The sequence below is a fragment of the Actinospica durhamensis genome (assembly GCF_018139695.1).
Lineage (GTDB): Bacteria > Actinomycetota > Actinomycetes > Streptomycetales > Catenulisporaceae > Actinospica > Actinospica durhamensis.
In genome coordinates, this window is sequence record NZ_JAGSOG010000050.1 from 20,853 (window position 1) to 40,488 (window position 19,636).

Annotated in this window: 10 protein-coding genes and 1 tRNA gene; 6 read left to right on the forward strand and 5 right to left on the reverse strand. The window is 71.4% G+C overall.

The window, feature by feature from the left end:
• Positions 1 to 2: 2 nt before the first annotated feature.
• Both KDL01_RS12970 and KDL01_RS12975 read right to left on the reverse strand, forming a co-directional pair.
• The gene (locus tag KDL01_RS12970; protein WP_212528699.1) at positions 3 to 9,518 is read right to left on the reverse strand and encodes a Tc toxin subunit A-related protein; all 9,516 of its coding nucleotides are present in this window, start codon (positions 9,516 to 9,518) and stop codon (positions 3 to 5) included.
• Positions 9,519 to 9,548: 30 nt separating this feature from the next.
• On the reverse strand, positions 9,549 to 10,478 hold the full coding sequence (locus tag KDL01_RS12975; RefSeq protein ID WP_212528700.1) for a hypothetical protein: 930 nt from the start codon (positions 10,476 to 10,478) through the stop codon (positions 9,549 to 9,551).
• Positions 10,479 to 10,998: 520 nt separating this feature from the next.
• Between KDL01_RS12975 and KDL01_RS12980 the strand changes: the two genes are divergently transcribed.
• Positions 10,999 to 12,516: a glycosyl hydrolase family 28-related protein gene (locus KDL01_RS12980; protein WP_212528701.1), complete on the forward strand. Its 1,518-nt coding sequence runs from the start codon at positions 10,999 to 11,001 to the stop codon at positions 12,514 to 12,516.
• 93 nt (positions 12,517 to 12,609) lie between these two features.
• Here the strand turns inward: KDL01_RS12980 and KDL01_RS12985 are convergent, their stop codons facing one another.
• Entirely contained in the window at positions 12,610 to 15,531 is a 2,922-nt protein-coding gene (locus tag KDL01_RS12985) for an AfsR/SARP family transcriptional regulator (RefSeq protein ID WP_212528702.1), read from the reverse strand.
• A gap of 212 nt (positions 15,532 to 15,743) precedes the next feature.
• Between KDL01_RS12985 and KDL01_RS12990 the strand changes: the two genes are divergently transcribed.
• The 4 genes from KDL01_RS12990 (at position 15,744) to ppgK (ending at position 18,743) form a co-directional block, all read left to right on the forward strand.
• Entirely contained in the window at positions 15,744 to 16,169 is a 426-nt protein-coding gene (locus KDL01_RS12990; RefSeq protein WP_212528703.1) for a hypothetical protein, read from the forward strand.
• A gap of 163 nt (positions 16,170 to 16,332) precedes the next feature.
• Positions 16,333 to 17,205 carry a tetratricopeptide repeat protein gene (locus tag KDL01_RS12995; RefSeq protein WP_212528704.1) on the forward strand — a complete coding sequence of 291 codons (873 nt, stop codon included), beginning with the start codon at positions 16,333 to 16,335 and terminating at the stop codon, positions 17,203 to 17,205.
• 52 nt (positions 17,206 to 17,257) lie between these two features.
• Positions 17,258 to 17,833, forward strand: coding sequence for a hypothetical protein (locus KDL01_RS13000; RefSeq protein ID WP_212528705.1), 576 nt, complete (start codon positions 17,258 to 17,260; stop codon positions 17,831 to 17,833).
• A 94-nt stretch (positions 17,834 to 17,927) separates the two neighbouring features.
• Positions 17,928 to 18,743 (forward strand): polyphosphate--glucose phosphotransferase, encoded by an 816-nt coding sequence (ppgK, locus tag KDL01_RS13005; RefSeq protein ID WP_212528706.1) that lies wholly within the window; start codon positions 17,928 to 17,930, stop codon positions 18,741 to 18,743.
• A 213-nt stretch (positions 18,744 to 18,956) separates the two neighbouring features.
• Here the strand turns inward: ppgK and KDL01_RS46770 are convergent, their stop codons facing one another.
• On the reverse strand, positions 18,957 to 19,142 hold the full coding sequence (locus tag KDL01_RS46770; protein ID WP_212528707.1) for a hypothetical protein: 186 nt from the start codon (positions 19,140 to 19,142) through the stop codon (positions 18,957 to 18,959).
• A gap of 26 nt (positions 19,143 to 19,168) precedes the next feature.
• Between KDL01_RS46770 and KDL01_RS13015 the strand changes: the two genes are divergently transcribed.
• A tRNA-Cys gene (locus tag KDL01_RS13015) sits at positions 19,169 to 19,240 on the forward strand.
• A 15-nt stretch (positions 19,241 to 19,255) separates the two neighbouring features.
• Here KDL01_RS13015 and KDL01_RS13020 read toward each other — a convergent pair.
• Complete coding sequence (locus tag KDL01_RS13020) at positions 19,256 to 19,450, reverse strand: hypothetical protein (protein ID WP_212528708.1); 195 nt, start codon at positions 19,448 to 19,450, stop codon at positions 19,256 to 19,258.
• Positions 19,451 to 19,636 lie beyond the last annotated feature (186 nt).

Genomic DNA, 19,636 nt, shown 5'->3' on the forward strand with positions numbered 1-19,636 from the left:
CCTCACCGACCGCAGCCGCAGGAGCACGGGCGCGCCGGCTCGTCCCCGCACCGCGGCCGGCAGGCGGCCTCGTATCCGGCCAGCAGGTAGACGCCGCAGATCTCGCCGACGGAGTCCGGGAACTCGAACGTGAACAGCGCCTGCGCGAGCTCTTCGGGCAAGGGGCGCAGCGGAGTCTCGGCCAGGTCGACCACGCCGCAGAAGAGCCCCGGCCAGGCCGCCGTGGCGACGCACGTGACGTCCTGGACCAGGTCCCGGCCGTCGCGCCCGTCCCAGTCGCGTCCGTCCCCGCCGCGCCCGTCCCCGTCCCGCTCCTGCTCCTGCTCCTGCTCCTGCTCCTGCTCCACCGGCCGGAAGCGTACGAGATGGTGCCGGCCCGGCTCGGCGTCCGGAGCGGCGAAGAAGAGCAGCAGCTTGCCGACCTCACGCACGCGCCTGCCCTGCACGAACGGGAAGAGCGCGCTGCTCAGCTCCGGCCGCAGCACCCTGGGATGGCCGGGCCGGTGTTCGCGGCCCGGCCGCAGCGCCGCCCAGGCGTCGGGGAAGTCATAGCGCACGTCGAACAGCCGCATCCCGTTTCCGGGCAGCCGTCCGGCGGATTCGGTCGCGGCCGCGCGGCGCAGGGCGTCGCCGCCTTCGCGCGCGGTGTAGTTCAGGTGCAGCACCAGGTCGGAGATCGAGTCGAAGTCGAACTGGTTGTTCTCCCGCGGCAGTTCGATCCGCCACCGGCTGACCGCCCCGGCGAACTCGAACGGGAGGTAGCGCTCGTCGCGGAAGTTGAGTTCGAACATCCCGCCGTCGTGCTGCGCGCTGGAGGTGGCGATCGCGTCGGTCGCGGCGAAGGAGCGCACGATCCGCGGGTCGCCCGGGATCGCCCGGTACCCCTGCGCGTCCCCGTCCCGGATCTCGCCGGGGCAGGCACACTCCCGGACCGGCCGTCCGCAGCAGCGCGCGACCGGGCCGAGCAGCCGCGGGTCCACGCGCGTGACGCCGCCGAGCAGGGTCAGCCGGCAGTGCACCCCGGTGTAGGGCCCGACGACGCAGGGGATGGTCAGCGTCACGTTCTTGAGCCGGCGCAGGTACTGCCCGGGGTAGTCGAGGTCGAACATCCACTCGGGGATCTCGATCTCGCAGACGCCCTCGTTCTTGAGCCGCAGCAGGGCCAGCGGGAAGTCGCGGCGCAGCGAGACGTGCTTGGTCAGCTCGTATTCGCGCCGGTTGCGGTCGAGGTACGCCTTCTCCATCCGGCGCAGCGCGAACTCCAGGCGCTCTCCGGCGAGCAGGCCCTCGTGCAGGTCGTCCCAGAGTTCGCCGTCGACGAAGGACTGCGCCTTCTCCCCGCGCTCGTGGTTGAACGCCCGCTCGGCCTGCCGCGCGGTCTCGAGCGCCAACTCGTAGGCGCGGCGGTGCAGAGCCGCCGTCTCGCGCTGGTGGTAGAGGTAGAGCGCGCGGTTGGTGAACTTGTCCCGCAGGAACTGTTCGACCTCGGTGCTCGCCTCCGCCGCCCGCTGCTGGTTGTTGAGTTCGCGCAGCGCGGCGTCGGAGCGGCGTTCCGCGCCGAGGATCTCGCGCATCAGCTTCTCGATCTCGATGGTGTAGATGTCCACCTGGTGCTGCCATTCGGCCAGCCGCCGGTCCCAGCCGCCCTCGGTCAGCGCGAGGCCGGCGCCGGCGTGGACGTCCTGGGCGAGGTAGCCGAGCGCCTTGCCCGCGGAGTTGAAGAAGTTGGTGAAACTGGACCCGGTCATCGGGATCTTGACGAAGTCCATGGTCCCGACGTACGCGTCCGGGATGACGCCGCCGAGCTGGGCGATCATCTCGAAGACCTGCGCGGCGACCTGCAGGCCGATGCCCACGCCGGTCAGGTCGGCGGAGAGGTTCTCGTTCGAGTTGAGCCCGCCGTCGACCAGGCCGGTGTAGTAGGAGAGCTGGTTGTGCGCGCTGAGCTTGGCCTGCTTGAGCGCCTGGACCTGCCAGTCGGAGTCGCGCCACTGGTCCTGACGGACCGCCAGGGTGAGGTGGTGCATCTGGCGCTCGTGGCTCGCCCGCAGCGCCGCGAGATGCTCGCCGTCGCCCTTCTCGTAGGCCGAGAGCAGTGCCGAGCCGAAGGAACGCACCTGCCCGGCCAGCTCCAGCGCCTTGGCGAGAAGGAACACGAAGCGGTACGGGTTCGGCGGGCAGCAGCCCTCGTCGCAGCAGTGTCCCTCGGCGGTCCGCCAGCCGTCGCGGACCGGATCCGCGCCCCAGTACGACGTCGGCTCGCCGTAGCGGCGGCGTCGCCGGTCGTCTCGCTCGTGGATCAGGGTCAGCCGGTCCTGGACGCGCTCGTACACCGACATCAGGCGCGGGTTGAGCCGAGGCGTCAGGGGGCTGAATCCGGAGACGGTGGGAGCGGTGCCGGACGGCGGGCCCTGCACGACCGTCCGCGGAGTCGGGCCGAGGACGGTGCGGGCCGCGTCGAGGACGGTCCGCGCCATCGCGTAGGACTCCGGCGCCCCCTCGCTCTGTCCGCCGCAGCCGCAGTGCGTCCCCAGCAGCGCGTCACCCCAGGCGACCAGGGTCTCGGTCTGGGCGAGCAGGCTCGCCCGTTGCCGCGCGACCGCGGGAGTCGGCGGGTTGCCCGGATCCCACGTGTTGTCCCCGGCGAAGGGGTCGTAGTAGGTGCGGTACCAGTTCAGCGCGTCCTCGTAGCGGCAGTGCGCCCGCAGCGTGTCGGCGACGGCGAGGGCCGGGGCGAAGGCCGAGAGCGGGAGCAGCGGCGCGCCGGGCCGGAAGTACGCGAAGAAGGGGTAGGCGGCGAGGCCGCCGAAGCTCTCGGTGCCGGGCATCGGCGGCGCGAGCAGCTCCGGGTCCGGCGCGGTCACGACGAGCGGCAGCAGGACCGCGTCGTCGGCGGCGAGGTCGTAGCGCCAGCCGGTCTCGGCGTTCCAGCCGGTGTACGGGGGCTGCCAGGTGAAGCCGGATCCGCCCGAGGACTGCGCGATCGTGCCGGCGCCGCCCGAGCCGTCGTCGACGCGGAACACCAGGGAGTCGCCCCGCCGGCCGCGCAGTTCCAGGGTCGGCGGGCCCGCGGGGTCGAGGGGCTGCGAGCCGTCGAGCGCCACACCCTCGCTCGAGCGCCGCAGTTCGCCGAACTCGCCGTTGTGCACGCGGCACCAGTGCAGGTGCACCATCGGCTGCGAGTCCCACTGCAGCAGCTTCGGGAACTGCGCCGGATTCTCCCAGTCGGAGTCGTCGTCGGTGCTCCCGTAGCGGTCGGCGTCCTGCGGGTCGGGCAGGTCGTAGAAGCGGGAGTCCGCGAGCCAGAAGTAGTACTCGTCGACGTTCGGCGGGTGGATCGCACCGCAGTCCGCGCAGCAGTCCCGCCCGGTGCCCTCCCCGACGAGCACGCTGGAGCCGACGGGCTCGCCCGAGGCCGCCACCCGCAGGAAGCGCACGCCGAGACCGACCGCGGCCTCGATCCAGTACGGCAGGCGGGCCGCGGGCAGAGGCGGCGGCACCACGACGGATGACGGCTCGTCACCGTGGACCGCGTTCGGCGGCGGCGTCGAGGCCGTGGGCGCAGACGACACATCAGTGGGCTGCGTATCGGCCGCCGCGCGTGGTTGGCCGCCGATCTGGTTCCCGCCGGTCGGCGACGGGGGCGAGTCGGTGGTCAGCAACGCCAGCCACGAGGGCTGGGCGGCGCGTTCGGGTCGGCCGAGCAGCCCGAAGGCCTCGGTCGGCACGGCGGCGTCCGCGGGCCCGGCCGTCTGCGGGGCGACCGGGAGATGCAGCGTCGAGGGCTGCTGTGCCTGGATGACCGTAAGTCCGGCGTGCGCCGGCACGGCCGGTGCGGTCCAGTGCTCGATGCCCGCGGGGACAGGGATCGTCAGCGCCCGAGTACGCAGCTCGCTCTCCAGGAAGCGGAAGCCCTCGTCCCGTCGCGCGTGCTCCAGCTCGGTCCACTCGATCGAGTTCTCCGGGTAGAGCTCACGCCGCTTGCAGGCCTGCCAGCAGCGGAAACTCGCGAATCGCCCGTCCCACAGGGACAGGAAGGCGGCGGGCAGCGTCACCCCGTACTCCAGGTGCAGCCGGGCCCGGCGCACGAACGCCTGGACGGCGCTGACCGCGTCCTCGATCCGGCTGGACCGCTCGCCCAGGCCGGCCTCGACGTCGAGCAGCAGCAGATCGCTCAGATCCCGCGGTCGCCCCGCCCACGTGGCCGTGGGTCCGGGCAGCGGCACCCGGTCCATCGCGCACAGATACGCGAGCAGCGCCCGCCGCGCCCGCTCGCGCAGGCCGTCGTCCAAGTCGCGCAGATCGCGGTAGCGCCGCGGCGCGCCGCTCTCGAGCATCGCGTCCTGGAGGAACGCCGTGAGCGAGTCGTTCCCGGACGGGGTGCCCGCGCCGGGGTCCTCGGCCGCCCACAGCGCCGGGCGGGCTTCGGCGATCGGCGCGTGCGCGCACGCGGCCTCGAGCCGCCGGATCCACCGCTCGGCGTGCAGGCAGCGGATGGGCCACCGCTCGTCGGTCAGGTTCTGCGCGGTCAGTTCGCCCTTGCCCAGCAGCGCCTGGAGCCCGTCGAACTGCTGCACGAGGTCGTTGTGGTCGAGCTCGACGTCCAGATGCGGGGCCAGTTGCAGCACGTCGCCCGGATTCGCCTCGTCGGCGGTCTGGAACAGCCGCCACACGCCCCGGCGCGGGGCATGACGGTCCTTCAGCCGCAGCCCGGTGTAGTCGAACAGCCGCTCCCAGCAGTCGAACAGCGCCGCCTGACGGGGCACCGTCGGCGCGGCCCGGAGGTCCTGGGTCGCGGTCGGCGGCAGGTACGTGTCGGTCACCGGGAGGAAATCGAGGTCGAAGTGGGCCGCTGACTGCACGAAGCCGCTGCTGGAGCGGTGGAACGCGGTGCCGGCGAACCGATCCGGATGGGCGAGCAGATAGCCGAGCTCCGACTGCCCGTCCTCGTGCCGCCGGGCGGAGAGGCTGAACCGGCTGACGAGCCGAAGCGCCAGATACGCACGCTGATACGTGCGCCGGATGTCGCGCAGGGAACCCGGGTACCGCCCGACGAGGGCGGCTTGGGCGCTGGGCGAGGCCAGCTCGATCCGGTCCCCCAGGCTCGCCGTCTTCTCGGCCAGGTACAGCCGGGTGCGCGGGATCGGGATCAGCTCGCCGTCCGTGTCCGGGCCGGCATATGCGAGCTCGAACCCGGCGTGCTGCCCGCGGACGTCGTCCGGCTGATGGTAGGCCGGAGTCGGGCGCTCGAGCTCGATGGTCAGCGTGTACGCGCCGCGCTTGAGGTCGAGTTCCGTCTCAGGCGCGGTGTCGGGCCCCGGCCCGCTCCAGCCGTGGCTCAGCAGCACCCAGGAACGCTGCCCCCGGCTCAGCCGGATCCGCCACGCGCACCGCTCGGCCCGTTCGAGGTCGGGGCGGTGCCCGCGCGGGGCTGGGGCACCAGCGGCGAAGCGATGCCGTCCGGGGCGCTCGATCAACAGCACTCCGGTCCAGGTGACGGTGAAGCCCTGCGCGCCGCCGAGCCGCACGTCACGCTCGTCGGAGCGCGCGATCCCGTTCTGGACGGTGACTTCTCCCCCGGCCGGGGTCGGCGTGTCGAGCGCGGGCAGCAGCGTCGGCACCGGGGCGTTCCAGTGGCTCCGGTCCGCGCCGAACGCGTCGAGCGCGCCCGAGGTCTCACGCCAGAGCGGCGCCGCGCCCGCCGCGGCGTACTCGGTGAGCAGGCCGGTGCCGCACAGCCCGAGCAGCGCGGCGAAGGCGCCGCCGGTCGGCTGCGCCCAGGTAAGCGGCGGCGCCGAGCCGTCGGCTTGCTCCCACGAGCCGGCGGCGAAGTTCTCGTCGGCGTGCAGGGTACGCAGCACCAGCCAGGCCCGCTCCTGCCGATCGTGATCGTGCCGGTGCTCGTGCCGATCGTGATCGTGCCGGTGCTCGTGCCGGTCGTGCTCGTGCCGGTCGTGATCGCCGTCCCTGTCCGCATCCGCCCGGGCGGCCGGGTCGGCGTGCCGGGCAAGGTGCTCCGCGATGATCAGGCAGCGTCGGCGGGCCAGCACGAACGCGCGCCGGAAGTAGTGCCAGCGTGCCTCCTCGTCGCCGTGCTGGAGCAGCTGGCGGTCGGCCTCGGCGAGGTCGGGGAAGAGCAAGCCCAGCGCGGCGAGCTGCTGCCTGGCCTGCCAGTAGACCTCCTGCACCGCGAGCAGTTCGCTGGCGCCGGCCGCGCCGCCCTTGAGCTGCCGCAGCCGGGCCAGGCTCTGCAGCACCCGCTCGTCGGAGAGCGGCAGTTCACTCCACAGGTACTCGGTCGCGGCGTCGTAGTGGAACGCGCCGTCCGGATCGCCGTTCCACATCCCGGGTGTCGTGGCCGCCGCGCTCAGCGGGCTGCGATAGCGGCGGGCGACCGGCGGTACGGACTGTCCTTCGCGTTCGAGCACGTTCGGGAACGCGTGCTCGGCCAACGCGGTGAGAGGGTCCGTGCCACTCGACGGTGCGTATCCGAACTCTTCGCTGAAGGAGGACTGGATCCGCGGCCACGTCCACCGCGGCAGCTCGTCCTCATCGAGGTCTGATTCCGCGTCGAGCAGCCGCCTGCGCAACACCCACAACGAGTGCTCGTGCTCGTCGTCGGGCAGCTCCAGCGGATCGTCGATCGCGTCCCCTTCGGTCTGCAGCGGGAACGCGTCCTCCCCGGTCACGTGCGTGCCCGAGAACAACAGCTCGAGGTCGCCCACCGTGAACGGCGACGCGTACACCTTGGCCAGCACCTCGACCATCCGCTGCGTACGCGTCGGCGAGGCGTGCCACGTGTCCGTCGGCGTGGCCGGGTCGAAGCCGGCCAGCACGGAGAGCGGATCCAGGTTGTCCGTCAGGACCTTGAGGAACTCGGGCGCCCGGCGTTCGCAGGCGTGGCGCTCCGCCGCGTACGCCTGCAGGCGCGACATGACCTGGGCCAGTGCCCAGGTCCACGCGTCCTGCACCGCGGCCGGGTCCGGTGCCCACAGCGCGAGCAGCCTCGTACGTCCGGCCCCCGAGACCGACGCCGAGGGATCCTCGACGAAGCCGAGCGGCAGGCACAGGTCGTCGCGCAGCATCTGGAACGCGGCGAGCTGGGCCGGGAAACCTGCATCGACTGAGTCGCCGCCGCCCGTGAACAGACCGAGCACCGTGCAGATATCAGCGAGCTGAGTGAAGGTGTAGCCCTCGCACCCCCGCGTGCGCAGCTTGCGCCACAGGCGGATGAAGACGGCGAGCTGCACCAGCTGCGTCGCCACGGTCGGCACGTCCGAGCCGTCCGAGCCGTCCGTGCCCGGCTGCCCGAACACGATCCGCTCCCGACTCAGGTCGCACGGCGGGCAGTCGCCGAAGTCGGTGCTCCGCGAGCCCCCGTCGCCCTTGCCGTCACCCTGGCGGTTCCCGTCGTCCGACGGCAGGCGGTGGAACGGGACGAACCCCGAGCGCCAGAGTTCGACGAACTCGCAGTAGTCCAGCCCGGTCCGCGCGAGGAATTCGCTGAGCGTGAGCGCGGTCGAGGTCCAGTCGACGTCCTGGTCGGCGTTCTGCGCGAATCCGTACAGGGTCCAGGCCGCGAGTTCGCCCGCCGGGACCGGAGTCGCGGTGGCGATCGGCGTCGCGAACAGCTGCTGGTACTCGGCCGGATCCAGGCCGAGGTACTCGATCGCGATGTCGCGCCGGACCGGAAGGCGCCACAGGGTGGTGTCGAAGCCGGCGGGATCGGTGACATCGAGGACGAACTCGGTGATCGAAGCCCGGAAGTGGCGCAGCAACGCGAACCGGCTCGATCCCGCCGCGCGCAGGCTGGAACGGGAGACGTCCAGCGGCTGGCTGTACGGCAGCAGCGGGCTGGAGAAGTCGGCGGCCAGGGCCGCGTAACCGCCGGGCGCGGCCACCGGGCTCGCCGGGGAGGAATGCTCGGGCAGCGCGGCGAAGAGCGCGGCCGGGCCGTGCCGGTACGGGTCGCCCGGCGCCGCGCCGGGCTCGCCGTCGCTGCCGGGGGGCGCGAGCCGATGGTCGCCCACCGCGTCACCCGCGGTCTCGTACTCCTTGCCGCAGACCGGGCCGGCGCTCGTGGCCACCGCGCTCGCCATGTTCTCCAGGCACTCGTTGACCAGGTCCACGACCGGAAGCCGCGTGCTGAGGTTGGCCGCCGTCGCGAGCAGGCCGCCGAGGTCGCCGCGCCGGTCGAGCAGGGCGGAGGCGAAGTCGTTGCCCGAGGGCGAGCGCACCGCGTCGCAGGTCGAGTCCGGTCCGGCGCTCAACAGCTCACTGAGGTACGCGACGGGGCCCAGCGGGGAGAGCTGCTCCGGCGGGATGCAGTCGGTCAGCGTGCCGTCCGGATTGACCGGGACGAACGGGCCCGGCTGGCCGCCGGATCCGCCGGCGACGCCGCCGGCGTTGGTCCAGATCGCGGCGGCCCACTGGAAGGCGACGGACCCGGCGACGGCCGCGCCGAAGTCCGCCTGGTCGAGCGCCGCGATGGCGCTCTTCGAGGTGAAGCCGCGTGCGTACAAGGCCTCGATGATCGAGAACTCGAGGCTCGCCGCGTTCTTCGACGCCGCCGGAACCAGGCCCGCGGTCACCGCGGCGAGGTCGCTGATCGCCGCCACGGCGAGCGTGAGCCAGGCGGCCGCGGCCGCGTCGGTGGGGAACACGGCGGCGATCGCGGCCTGCGCGGAGGCGTCGGCCGCGGCGCTGGTGCCGAAGGTGAAGGCGACGCCGGTCGCGTCGTAGTACTCGACGAGGAAGGACTGCAGCGGGTCGAAGCCGTAGCGGTCGAGCATCGGCGCGCTGCCGGGCGCCAGGGTCAGGTCCGCGGGCGTGGCGGTGCCGGTGGTGTAGAAGTGCTGCACGCTGCGCAGGAACGCGCGGATCCGGTCGGTCGTGGACGTGTACGCGCCGGGCGGGTTGGTGAACGGCGCGAGGAACTGCGGGTGCGCGGTGAGGAACGCGGTCCACGCGTCGGCCGTGACCTGGGCGAGGCCGTCGGCGTCGGAGACCCCGAGCCCGGTGCTGCCGGGCGGGCTGCCCAGCGGCTGCTGCACGGCCGCGACCAGGTCGCTGAGCACGGTCGAGGCCGAGGTGTCGTCGAACCCGGTCAGCGCGCACAGGATGAGCTTCAACTGCCCGCGGCGGTGCTTGGCCTTGGCCGAGGCCGAGCCCGTGGTCAGCAGGTTCGACCACAGTTTGTCGTCCGGGTCGGTGCCGGCCAGCCAGTCGGTGACGAGCGTGGACGCGTCGTCGGACGGACCGATCCGGCACGGCGGCTCGGTGCCCTTGACCGCGGTGACCGCCAGGATGCGCCGGGCCGCCTGGAGCGGCGTGATCAGGCCGGCCGACGCGATCGTGCCGGCGTCGAGCGCCTGCTGCATCTGCGCGGTGAGCGCCGACTCCGACTGGCCGCCCGCGATCGTCAGCCGGGTGGCCGCGTCGATCGACATGGGCATCGCGGCGCCGAGGGCGTAGAAGTACTCTGCGGGAACAACGAAGCCAGGCGTCAGCCCTGCCATGGAATGATCTCCCCCACGTGGAAATGCCGGTCAGTTGTGCACGATGACGGTGGCCTGCGCGGCCTGCCCCACACCCGGCGCCGAGGTGACCCGCACCGGGAACGTCAGTGCCGCCTGCGCCGCCGCCTCGGTCAGCGCCTTGCACGCCAACGCGGCCGACCAGGCGTAGATGTAGCCCGCGAGCCGGGTCGCCTCGGCCTCGAGCTTCGCGTAGTAGGCCTGCAGCGCCGACTCGAAGTGCTGGCGGTCGTCGTCGCTGCCGGTGGTGTAGAGGGTCGCCACCTGGCTCGACGGCGTCGGCAGCGGGTCGGCGTACCGATTGCCGACCAGCTCGCGCGCGATGTGCAGGCACTGCGGCGCGGTGAGGTCGGTCGGATTCGAGGTGCCGGTGGGATCCTCGGCCAGGATCGCGTTCACCGCGGTGCCCAGGTCGGTGAAGTCCGGCGGGCTGCCGTCCGAGGAGGGCACCAGGTAGGTTTCGCCGGAACCGGCGTCGAACGCGGGATCGGCCAAGGGCAGGTAGAGCCCGACGACGCCGCCCGTCTGCGACCCGTCCAAGGTCAGGTAGGCGCCCGCGATGCCATCCGCGACGGTGTGGGGCACGGCGTAGGGCGTCCCCGGCGTCCCCCACAGCTGCACGTCGTAGTCGAGGTCGTCCTCGCGCAACTGCCGGCCGTTGCGCGTCACCGACAGCACGACGTTCACCAGGCTCTGCGGAGCGGTGTACTTGGCGAGGATCGAGGGGTCGACGTCGATGACCGCGGCCGCCACCGAATAGAGCGTCGTCTCGAACGCGTCGGTCAGCTGATAGATCGTGTTCGTCGGATCATTGGCCGACTTGTAGACCGCTGATCCGATTTCCTGATGCGGCGGCGCGGCGAGGGTGTCGGGACTGGAGAAATCCACCTGATACGCCGTCACCGTCAGCTCGTGAAGGTAATTCTCGAAGTCGGTCCCCAACCCGATCACCTTCGGTGGATGCAATACCACCACAAGCGCCACACCAGTGCTCACGTGCCCTCCCGCGTTTTCGAAAGCGGATCCACCCCAGAGCCGATGAGCGGCATCGTCTCACAGTGATCTCCGATACGCACTCCCCCATCCTTAATGGTCTTGGCCGCAATCGGAGGACCGGAAACCCCCGTGGCAGAGATATGATCACCCACTCATGGGACAATGCCGCCCGGCTTGGATGAATCAAGCCGTGAGCTGTGGAGTTCCGTTCTCGATCAGGGTCGATCACACATTCCGGCAGCCACCGCGCCGCAGCCCGCCCTCGGGCTGTCAAGCAGACTTGACAGTCGCGAGGGCCGCACCACCTGAGCCGGAGTTCGACATCCAATACATATCAGTGTATTTAATAAGTGCTCTCCTACGAAATCTGATACCGTGCCCGTCGATGCAAGAAGCATGATGGACTAACGTGGACAACGGGGAGCACAACACGATGGAGTCTTCGCGGAGAGCAGTATTGAGGTCCGTGGTCGGCGCGGGAGGGATCGCGGCGGCAGCGACGATCGCGTCGGTCGAGAGGGCGTCGGCGGCGGCCACCGGGACGGCCGGGTGGTACGACGTGACGACGTACGGCGCCAAGGGGGACGGAGCCACGAACTCCGGCGCGGACGACTCGGCGGCCATCCAGGCCGCGATGACCGATGCGGCCACCGCGGGCGGGGGCGTGGTCTACTTCCCGCCGGGGACCTACCGCGTCCTGACGCCGCTGCAGGGCGCTTCCGGCGTGCGCCTGCTGGGGGCACACTCCTCGTCGTCCGCGATCCTGACCAACAGCGCTTCCACGCCGGTGCTCCTGATGGACGGTTCCTTCATCAGCGGCATGGAGATCGGTTACCTGACCCTGCACGCGTCTCTGGACACGTACACCGCGGATCCGACCTTCACCCCGGCCCAGACGCACCTGATCACGGGCGCCGACCTGAAGGCGCTGTACCTGCACGACTGCCAGTTGCGACAGGACTCGCCGAACCACTCGATCTGGTTCGCCGACTACGACGCGACCACCGGCGAGGACCGCCGGGCGAAGCTGCTCCTCGAGTGCGTCTTCGAGCGCAACCTCGAGTTCGCCATCGGGGCGACCCGGACCAACCCGGCCTGGGCCCTGAACGCGGCGGCGGGCGGGATCAACGTCGCCACGTGGCGCGACAACGTGTGCTGGAACGGCGTCGTGGAACCGGACGGCACCGTCGTGGCGGACGACACCCAGTACTGGTACGAGGTGACCGCTTCCGGGGCGAACGCGACCAACGAGGCGAACACCTGGGACAACGTCACGTTCGAGCATCCTCTCGGCGGCATGATCCACCTGCAGTCCGCCACCCGGACCCGCATCCAGATGTGCATGGCCTGGGATTCGTACAACGGGATCGCCAACTCGCTCATCTCCATCGAGCGCTACAGCGGCACCGACCCCGTGAAGGGCACCGCCGTCGTCGGCGGCGTCTGCACCGACACGCTGATCATCGGCGGGCCCACGGCCGCATCCGACTACCCGCACGCGGTGGCCCCCGCCGTCCCGGCCTACGACATCAGCCTGGACGCGACCACCGTGCACACCACGATCGTCCACCCCTCCAAGGGGGCGCTGATCAATCTGGGCGGCAGCACCACCCCGACCATCATCGGCGGCTCCGCCTACATGAAGGTCTACGGCACGGCGACCACGACCGCGGCGACGGCGCTGGCCGGAGCCGGCAGCCCGGCGGGCACACCCGTGGCCACCGGGTCCAACGACCGCTCCGGCCTGGTCACCTTCGGCACCGGCGCCGCGCCCACGACGGGCGGACTGGTGCAGGTGACGTTCGGCACGCCGTTCGCCGTCGCCCCCACCGTGATGATCACCCCGGCCAACGGCCCGACGGCCGGCCTGCTGTGCGCCGTGGAGTCCGTGTCCACGACGGGCTTCAGCCTGTTCGCCGGCAGCGCCCCGACGGCGAATCAGGCCAACACCCACTACGGGTTCTACTGGCAGGCGACCAGCTGAGCGAGCGGTCCGGTCCCGAGCGCGGCGTCGGCGCGGCGCTCGGGATCAGGCCTCTGCCGACAGTGCGCAGACTGTGCGCTGCCCCGCCGCCCGTTACCCGAGCGTGGGCGGCTGCAGCAGTGAGCGCACCTGCCGCGCCTCGGTGGCGTCGCCCGCGCCGATGCGCTCGAACAGGGCCAACGCCGCGGCCAGCGCCTGGCGCGCCTCCTGCGGCTCGCCGGCCTTGAGCAGTGCCGTGCCGATCAGGTGCAGCGTGCCGGCCTCGTTGAATCCGTCGCCGGCCGCACGGAACATGCCCAGCGCCTCGCGGTGCAGCTCGAGCGCGTCGCTCGGCCGGCCCATCGCCTGCAGCAGCTTGCCCAATGTGTCCAGACTCATGCCCAAGACGTAGACGTTGTCCAGCGGGCGCATCAGGGCCACGGCTCCCTGCAGATCCGCCAGCGCCTCATCGTGCCGCCCCAGCTCCATCAGCGCCGCCCCCATGTTCAGCAGGGTCAGCGCCTCACTGAAGGAGGAACCCCGGGCCCGGTGGATCGCGAGCACGTCGACGAGCTGCTCCACGGCCTTGTCGTACTCGCCGCGCAGATGGTGGATCACCGCGACGTTCGCGGCGGCCTTGGCCTCCAGCTCCCGGTCGCCGGCGGCCTGGGCCAGCCCGGCGGCCAGCGCGAAATACTCCAGCGCGTCGTCCTGGCGGTGCGTCTCGCCGCACACCATGCCCAGACTGTTGGCCAGCAGGGCCTGCCCGGTCCCGGCGCCGTCCGCGGCCGCCGCGGACAGGCCCGCCCGGCACACCGCCTCCCACTCGGTCCAGTACTTGGCCTGCAGATAGAACCCGTTGAGCAGCGCGGCCAGGCGCCAGGCCGCGTCGGGTCTGTCGTAGCGAACGACGGTGCGCAGCAGAGGTGCGAAGTTGGCCCGTTCCACCTCGCACCAGGCCATGGCCGCCGCCGGCTCGGCGAAGCGAGCCGGCTCCCCGGCGTCCGGCACCGGCCCCGGGTCGACGTTACGGCGCTGCGGCATCAGCACGCTGTCGGCCGCGGCCACCGCATGGGCGTACCATCCGGCCAGTCGGGCCACCGCCTTCGCCCGGGCCTCCTGCGGCTCCTCGGCCTCCGCGCGGTCCCGGGCGAAGGCACGCACCAGATCGTGCATCCCGTACCGTTCGGGGCCCACGCACTGCACCAGATGCGCGTCGCAGAGCTCGTCCAGCAGTGCCCGAACCTGCGCGGTCGGGGCCGTGCTCAGCGCCGCCGCGGCCGGGACGCCCAGCTCCGGCAGTTCACACAGCGCGGCAAGACGCAGCATCCGGGCCGCCGCGGCCGGAAGGGCCTCGTAGGACCAGGACAGGATCGAGCGCATGCTCGAGGCCTGATCGCCGTCGATGGACAGGAAGTCCAGTACCGCCGTGCCCGGGGCCAGCCGCTCGGCCAGGTCGGCCGGCGCCGGGCCGGGCAGCCGGGCCAGCCGCTCGGCGGCGATCCGCAACGCCAGCGGCAGCCCGCCGCAGGCGGCCAGCACCGTCTCGGCCGTCGACGGCTCCCGGGCCAGCCGGCTCGGCCCGATCGCGTCGGCCAGCAGCGCAAGACCGGCCTCGCGAGGCAGCGGCGAGAGCGCCAGCCGCCGCGCACCGTCGCGCACCACGAGACCGGACAGCGCGTCCCGGCTGGTGACCAGGGTCTGGCAGCCGTCGGCGCCGGCCAGCAGCGGCCGCACCTGGCCGGGCCCGGCCGCGTTGTCCAGGACGATCAGCACGCGGCGGCCGGTCAGACTGGTGCGCAGCAGCGCGGTGCGCTCGTCCTGCGCGCGCGGGATCGCCTCCTGGGCCACGGCGAGCGAGCGCAGCATCGCCTCGAGCAGCTCGCCGGGATCGGCCGCCTGCCCGGCCGGGTCGAACCCGCGCAGGTCGGCCATTAGCACCCCGTCGGGGTAGAGCGCGGCGTTACGCCTGGCCCAGTGGAAGGCCAGCGCGCTCTTGCCGACGCCGGCCGGGCCGGTGATCAGCAGGACACTGCCGGGCACACTGGTGGCCAGGTCGCTGAGCAGATCCAGCTCCACCTGACGGCCACGCAGCCCGACCGCGGCGGGCGGCAGCTGGAACGGCGGGCGCCCCGCGGCGCCCGGGCCGTCCGCGGACGACGACGAAGCAGATGAAGACGACGAAGCCGACGACGCGGGCGTGCCAGGACCCGCACCGGAGTCGGAGCCGGTGGCAGCCGCGACGTCCGGCTCAGGCGCCGGCTCCGTCTCCGGCTCGGGCCTTGGTTCCGGCTCCAGCGTGTCGGTCAGGATCCGGCGATGCACCTCGCGCAGGGCCTCGCCGGGGCTGACGCCGATCTCCTCGGCCAGGTACCGTCGCGTGCGGTCGAACAGCGCCAGCGCCTGCGACTGACGGCCGGTCCGATACAGCGCCGTCATCAGCAGGCTGACGAGATCCTCGCGCTCCGGCTGGGCCTCGACCGGCGCGGCGAGCTCGGCCGCGGCCAGATCCGGCTGCCCGCAGCGCATCAGGCAGGACGCCCGCAGCGCGGTCGCCATCAGCCGCCGCTCGTTCCACTGCACGGCCGCCGACTCGAACGGCGGCCCGGTCAAACCGGCCAGCGCCGGGCCGCGCCACAAGCGCAGCGCCTGATCGAGCGTCTGCGCCGCTTGGGCGACGCGGCCCGCGGCCTTCTCCCGCCGCGCTTCGTCGGTCAACGAGGCGAACACGGCGGCGTCCAGCTCGTCCTCCCCCACCGCGATCCGATAGCCGCCGCTGGTGCGGGCGACCGCCGCGGGCCCCGAGGCCGGCGCGAGCGAGCGGCGCAGCCGATAGGCGACGTTGTGCAGTTGGCTGTCCGCACCGGCCGGAGGAGCCTCGCCCCACACCGCGTCGACCAACTGCCCGTCGGAGACGGCAGCGCCCGGATTGAGCAGCAGCGCGGCCAGGAATCGCTGCTCCCGCGGCCCGGACAGCGCCACGGGCGTCGCCGCGCCGTGCACGGCCAGTTCGCCGAGGATCCGATAGATCAGCAATCCGAGACCCCCAAGGATCGGCCGTCGGCAGTCCCGGTTATCAGAATACTGCAGGCAGTGCTCGCATGCCCCCGCCGTGCGCAAGCCGGAGCCGGGCGGGGTGAGAGAGCGGTGAGAGCGCCGTGAGGACAGCGCGGAGAACAGTGGTCGGTACGGAGAAAAGCACCGGTCAGCCGGAGCGAGAAGTCTCCCCGACCCAAGGAGCGAATCACATGCGCAGGATCACCGCAGTCGCGGTCACTCTGGCCGCGGCCGGCGCCATCGCGACCTTTTCCACCGGCGCGGCCTCGGCGGCCACCGGCAACTGCCCGGACGGGCACGGCGGCTGCAGCGAGCCGGGATGGTACACGGTCTCCGGCAGCACCGGAAACCTGGCCGTGCAGAACACCGACGGCGTCAACAACGTGATCGGCGGGATCCCGAACGGGGCGCCGGTCGGGGTGCTCTGCCAGCGCAACAACGGCAGCACCGACCCCTACGACGGCCTGTACAGCAAGACCTGGGACTACGTCGAGGCCTACTTCAACGGCGGGTGGAACTACGGGTGGGTCTACGACCACTACGTCACCACCGCCGCGCAGGACTCCAACGGCTGGTCCGTCACAGTAGTCTGCGGCTTCACCAACAACCCTGGATGATGCCGCGCCGACACTTCCGCGGGCCCCGCACGCGCGAGCGTGCGGGGCCCGCGGGCCGCCCGGACCCGCTCTTTGCCCGCCACGTGATCCACCGACAGCACACAAGGACATCCGCTGGTTGAATGGGCGACCACACTCGTCCGACACCATCCAGGAGCCACCCTTGACCTCCGGCACGCCCGACGCGCGCTCCGCACAAATACAAGAGTTCCTCGTCGCGGGCCAGGATGCGGCCGAAGCGGGTTCGTGGGTGGCCGCCGGCTCGGCGTGGATCGAGGCCGCGAAGCTGGGCAGCCTCGACGGCGCGAACGCGGTCAGCCGGGTCGCGGCCCCGCACATCAGGTCCTTGGCGGATACCGGCGACATCGACGCCCAGGCGCTCATCGCCGGGATCCTGATGGACTACTACGCCGCGGACGCGCTGCCGACGGCGATCGGCTACGCGAAGGCCGCCGCCAAGGCCGGGCATCCCGCCGGGCTCCGCACCTACGGGTTCATGGTCCAGAACGGCATGGGCCAGAAAGCGAACGAAGCGCGCGCCATCGAGCTCTACCAGGCCGCCGCGGAGAAGGGCGACGGTTACGCGGCGTTCAACCTCGGCGTGCTCGCCCGCTCGGCCCAGGTCAAGTTCACCACCCACGACGAATGCATCCGTCTACTGACACAGGCCGCGGACAGCGGGATCGTCCCGGCCGGCGCGCGGCTCGCCGACGAGCTCGCCGCGGTCGACCGCGATGAAGAGGCCCTGACCTGGCTCGTGTGGGCCGCCGAGCGCGGCCACGACGGGGCGATGAACGCGGCGGGCTCCTGGTACCGCGACTGCATCGGCACGCCCGTCGACAACGTCCAGGCGCTGCGCTGGCTCCTGCCGCTGACCGCGAAGCCGAACATGGACGCGGTGCACGCAATCCACCAGCTCGGCGAGCTCATGACCGACGAACAGATCCGCGAGGCGGGACGGCTCTCGGGACACCCGGTCGAGGCCGAAACCACGGTCGCCACTCTCACCAGGAACCGTGACCGCAAGGGTTCTTGAGCTCTCTGCGCACGAGTGGAGCAGCGATCATTCGAACACTACTCTGCACGAAATGAACACGGGAGGCCCGACCGACGCGGTGACCCACATGACCCTCATGACCCACGTCATCGCAGCGATCTCCGCGTCGCCAGGCTGCGAAGTCACCGCTGCGCGGTCCCACACCGGCTTCCAACCCCAGGCCGACTTGGTCGAGCCTGCCCAACTGCGCGAGCTGCGCGCAGCATGCAGCCGAATCAGGCTCCACACCGAGAGCGAGCACGGCTGGGTCGTACACACCAGCCTGGTCCACGCCGGCCCCGTCCTGCTCGGGGAACCCACCGCATCACAGATACACGCCGAATCGCCGGAAGATCTGACGAACGGCTGCTACGTCCTCGCCACGGACGCCAGCTGCACCGCCGCGGGCTTCCACGTCGTAGTCGATCTCCACCCAGACCGCGCCGGACACTGCTACCTGACGAGCTGGGACACCTTCGGACTGGTCGGCGAGATGCCCACCGTGGGCAACGACATCGCCCAGACACTCATCTGGCTCCTCACACTCGGCGGAGGCAACCCCCTCGAGGCACTGCCGCTGCGAGGCGACGCCTATGACTTCGGCCGAAGTGGACACACTGCCGGATGAGGCGCGGTTCTCGCCGGGGTTTTCACGCGGGGGTGTTCACGCGGGTGGCCCAACGAACGCGCATGTTCCGGCCTCCGGTGGCAACCTGGCAATCATGGCCGTACCCTCGCTCCACACATCTCCGGCACGCCACCTGGCCCACTCCGGTGGCGTGGCCCTCGGCATCGACATCGGCGGCACCGGGATCAAGGGCGCGCCGGTGGACCTGAAGACCGGCACGCTGAAGGAGGAGCGCTTCCGGGTGCCCACGCCGCAGCCCGCGCGGCCCAAGGCCGTGGCCGAGGTGGTCGGCCAGATCGTCGGCCACTTCGACTGGTCCGGGCCGATCGGCGTGACCTTCCCCGGCGTGGTCTCCAACGGGATCATCCACACCGCGGCGAACGTGAGCAAGGAGTGGGTCGGCCTGTCGGCGGCCGAGGTCTTCGGCCCGGCCCTCGGCTCCGGTGCGCAGGCGCCCTTCGTGATCAACGACGCGGACGCGGCGGGCCTGGCCGAGATCACGCACGGTGCGGCGCTGGGGCAGAACGGCGTGGTGCTGATGCTGACCCTCGGCACCGGCATCGGCTCCGCCCTGTTCACCGACGGGCATCTGGTGCCCAACACGGAACTCGGCCACCTGCGCGTGCGCGGCAAGGACGCGGAGCGCCGAGCCTCGGCGAAGGTGAAGGAGGACAAGAACCTCAGCTGGGCCAAGTGGGCCAAGCGCCTGCAGGAGTACCTCGAAATGGTCGAGATGCTCTTCACGCCCGACCTCGTCGTCTTCGGCGGCGGCGTGTCGAAGCACCCGGACAAGTTCCTTCCGCTGCTTCGTATGCACGCCCACATGGTTCCGGCACAGATGGCGAACAACGCGGGCATCATCGGTGCCGCATTCGCGGCCGCCGGAGCTGTGCCGTCGTTGCACGCCTGAGGGCAGAAACGGACACTCGACCTGTACGGCGCCCGCCACAGCGTTCCTCAAGCAAGGCGCGTGCTGGCGACATTGATGCACATGCCCCAGGTGATGGCGCCGTCAGCGGCGGCGAGCGGCCGGCGACGAGCAGATAGCTGTTGGTTCCGCGCGAGTTCAGGTGCGCCATGTGCGCGAACTGATGGCCTGGTGCGCCGTCCCGATCGGCCCGTCTCACTCTAAAGACACGCGTTGACACTCGGAACGACGATCTGCCAGAGTGACGGCATGGCCCGCCACGAGCGCTTCACCGAGCGCCTGCACGTCGATCTGCGACGGCAGGCCAGCGCTCTGTGTACCGAAGCCCTCGCTCTTGCGCCCTGCTGCTGAGAAAACAAGCAGCCTGCGCATCGTGCCCACGCGTATCCACCTGCTGATGCGCGCACGGCGGAGTGTCCGAGTGGCTTAGGACGGGGCCTGCAAAGCCTCGCACGCGGGTTCGATTCCCGCCTCCGCCTCACCCGTTACCTTCTTCATGACCCCGCAACGGGGTTCCCGGCCTCCGGGGCCGCCATGGCAAGGATCGTCTCGATACGTGCCGCGGCTTGTCTCCAGACGGCGAGGAACTCTTCCTTGCCGACGGATGCTTCGTGCCAATCGGATTCCCCAGAGTAGGGGTGGAGACTGAACAAGATCACGGAGTCGGTCACCTCGACGTCAATCTGCACGTGGTCGAAGGTGTCACCCAGGCCCAGTCGACGCCTCTCCTGCGTTTCCCCGCTCTCGACTAAAGAGGCTTACGCCTCGGACCGCCGAGCGAAGGGTGGCGTTCGCGTGACGTTGCCGGTCAGCGGGTGGACGCTGCCGAAGGGTGGTGTCTGATTCTCGCGGGAGGTGGTCGGGGTGACCGGTCG

What these genes read in the sequence shown, in the direction of transcription:
- ppgK (WP_212528706.1), top strand. Translation starts at nt 17,928, where the DNA reads ATGGCCGTACCCTCGCTCCACACATCTCCGGCACGCCACCTGGCCCAC.
- KDL01_RS12970 (WP_212528699.1), bottom strand. Translation starts at nt 9,518, where the DNA reads ATGGCAGGGCTGACGCCTGGCTTCGTTGTTCCCGCAGAGTACTTCTAC.
- KDL01_RS13000 (WP_212528705.1), top strand. Translation starts at nt 17,258, where the DNA reads ATGAACACGGGAGGCCCGACCGACGCGGTGACCCACATGACCCTCATG.
- KDL01_RS12990 (WP_212528703.1), top strand. Translation starts at nt 15,744, where the DNA reads ATGCGCAGGATCACCGCAGTCGCGGTCACTCTGGCCGCGGCCGGCGCC.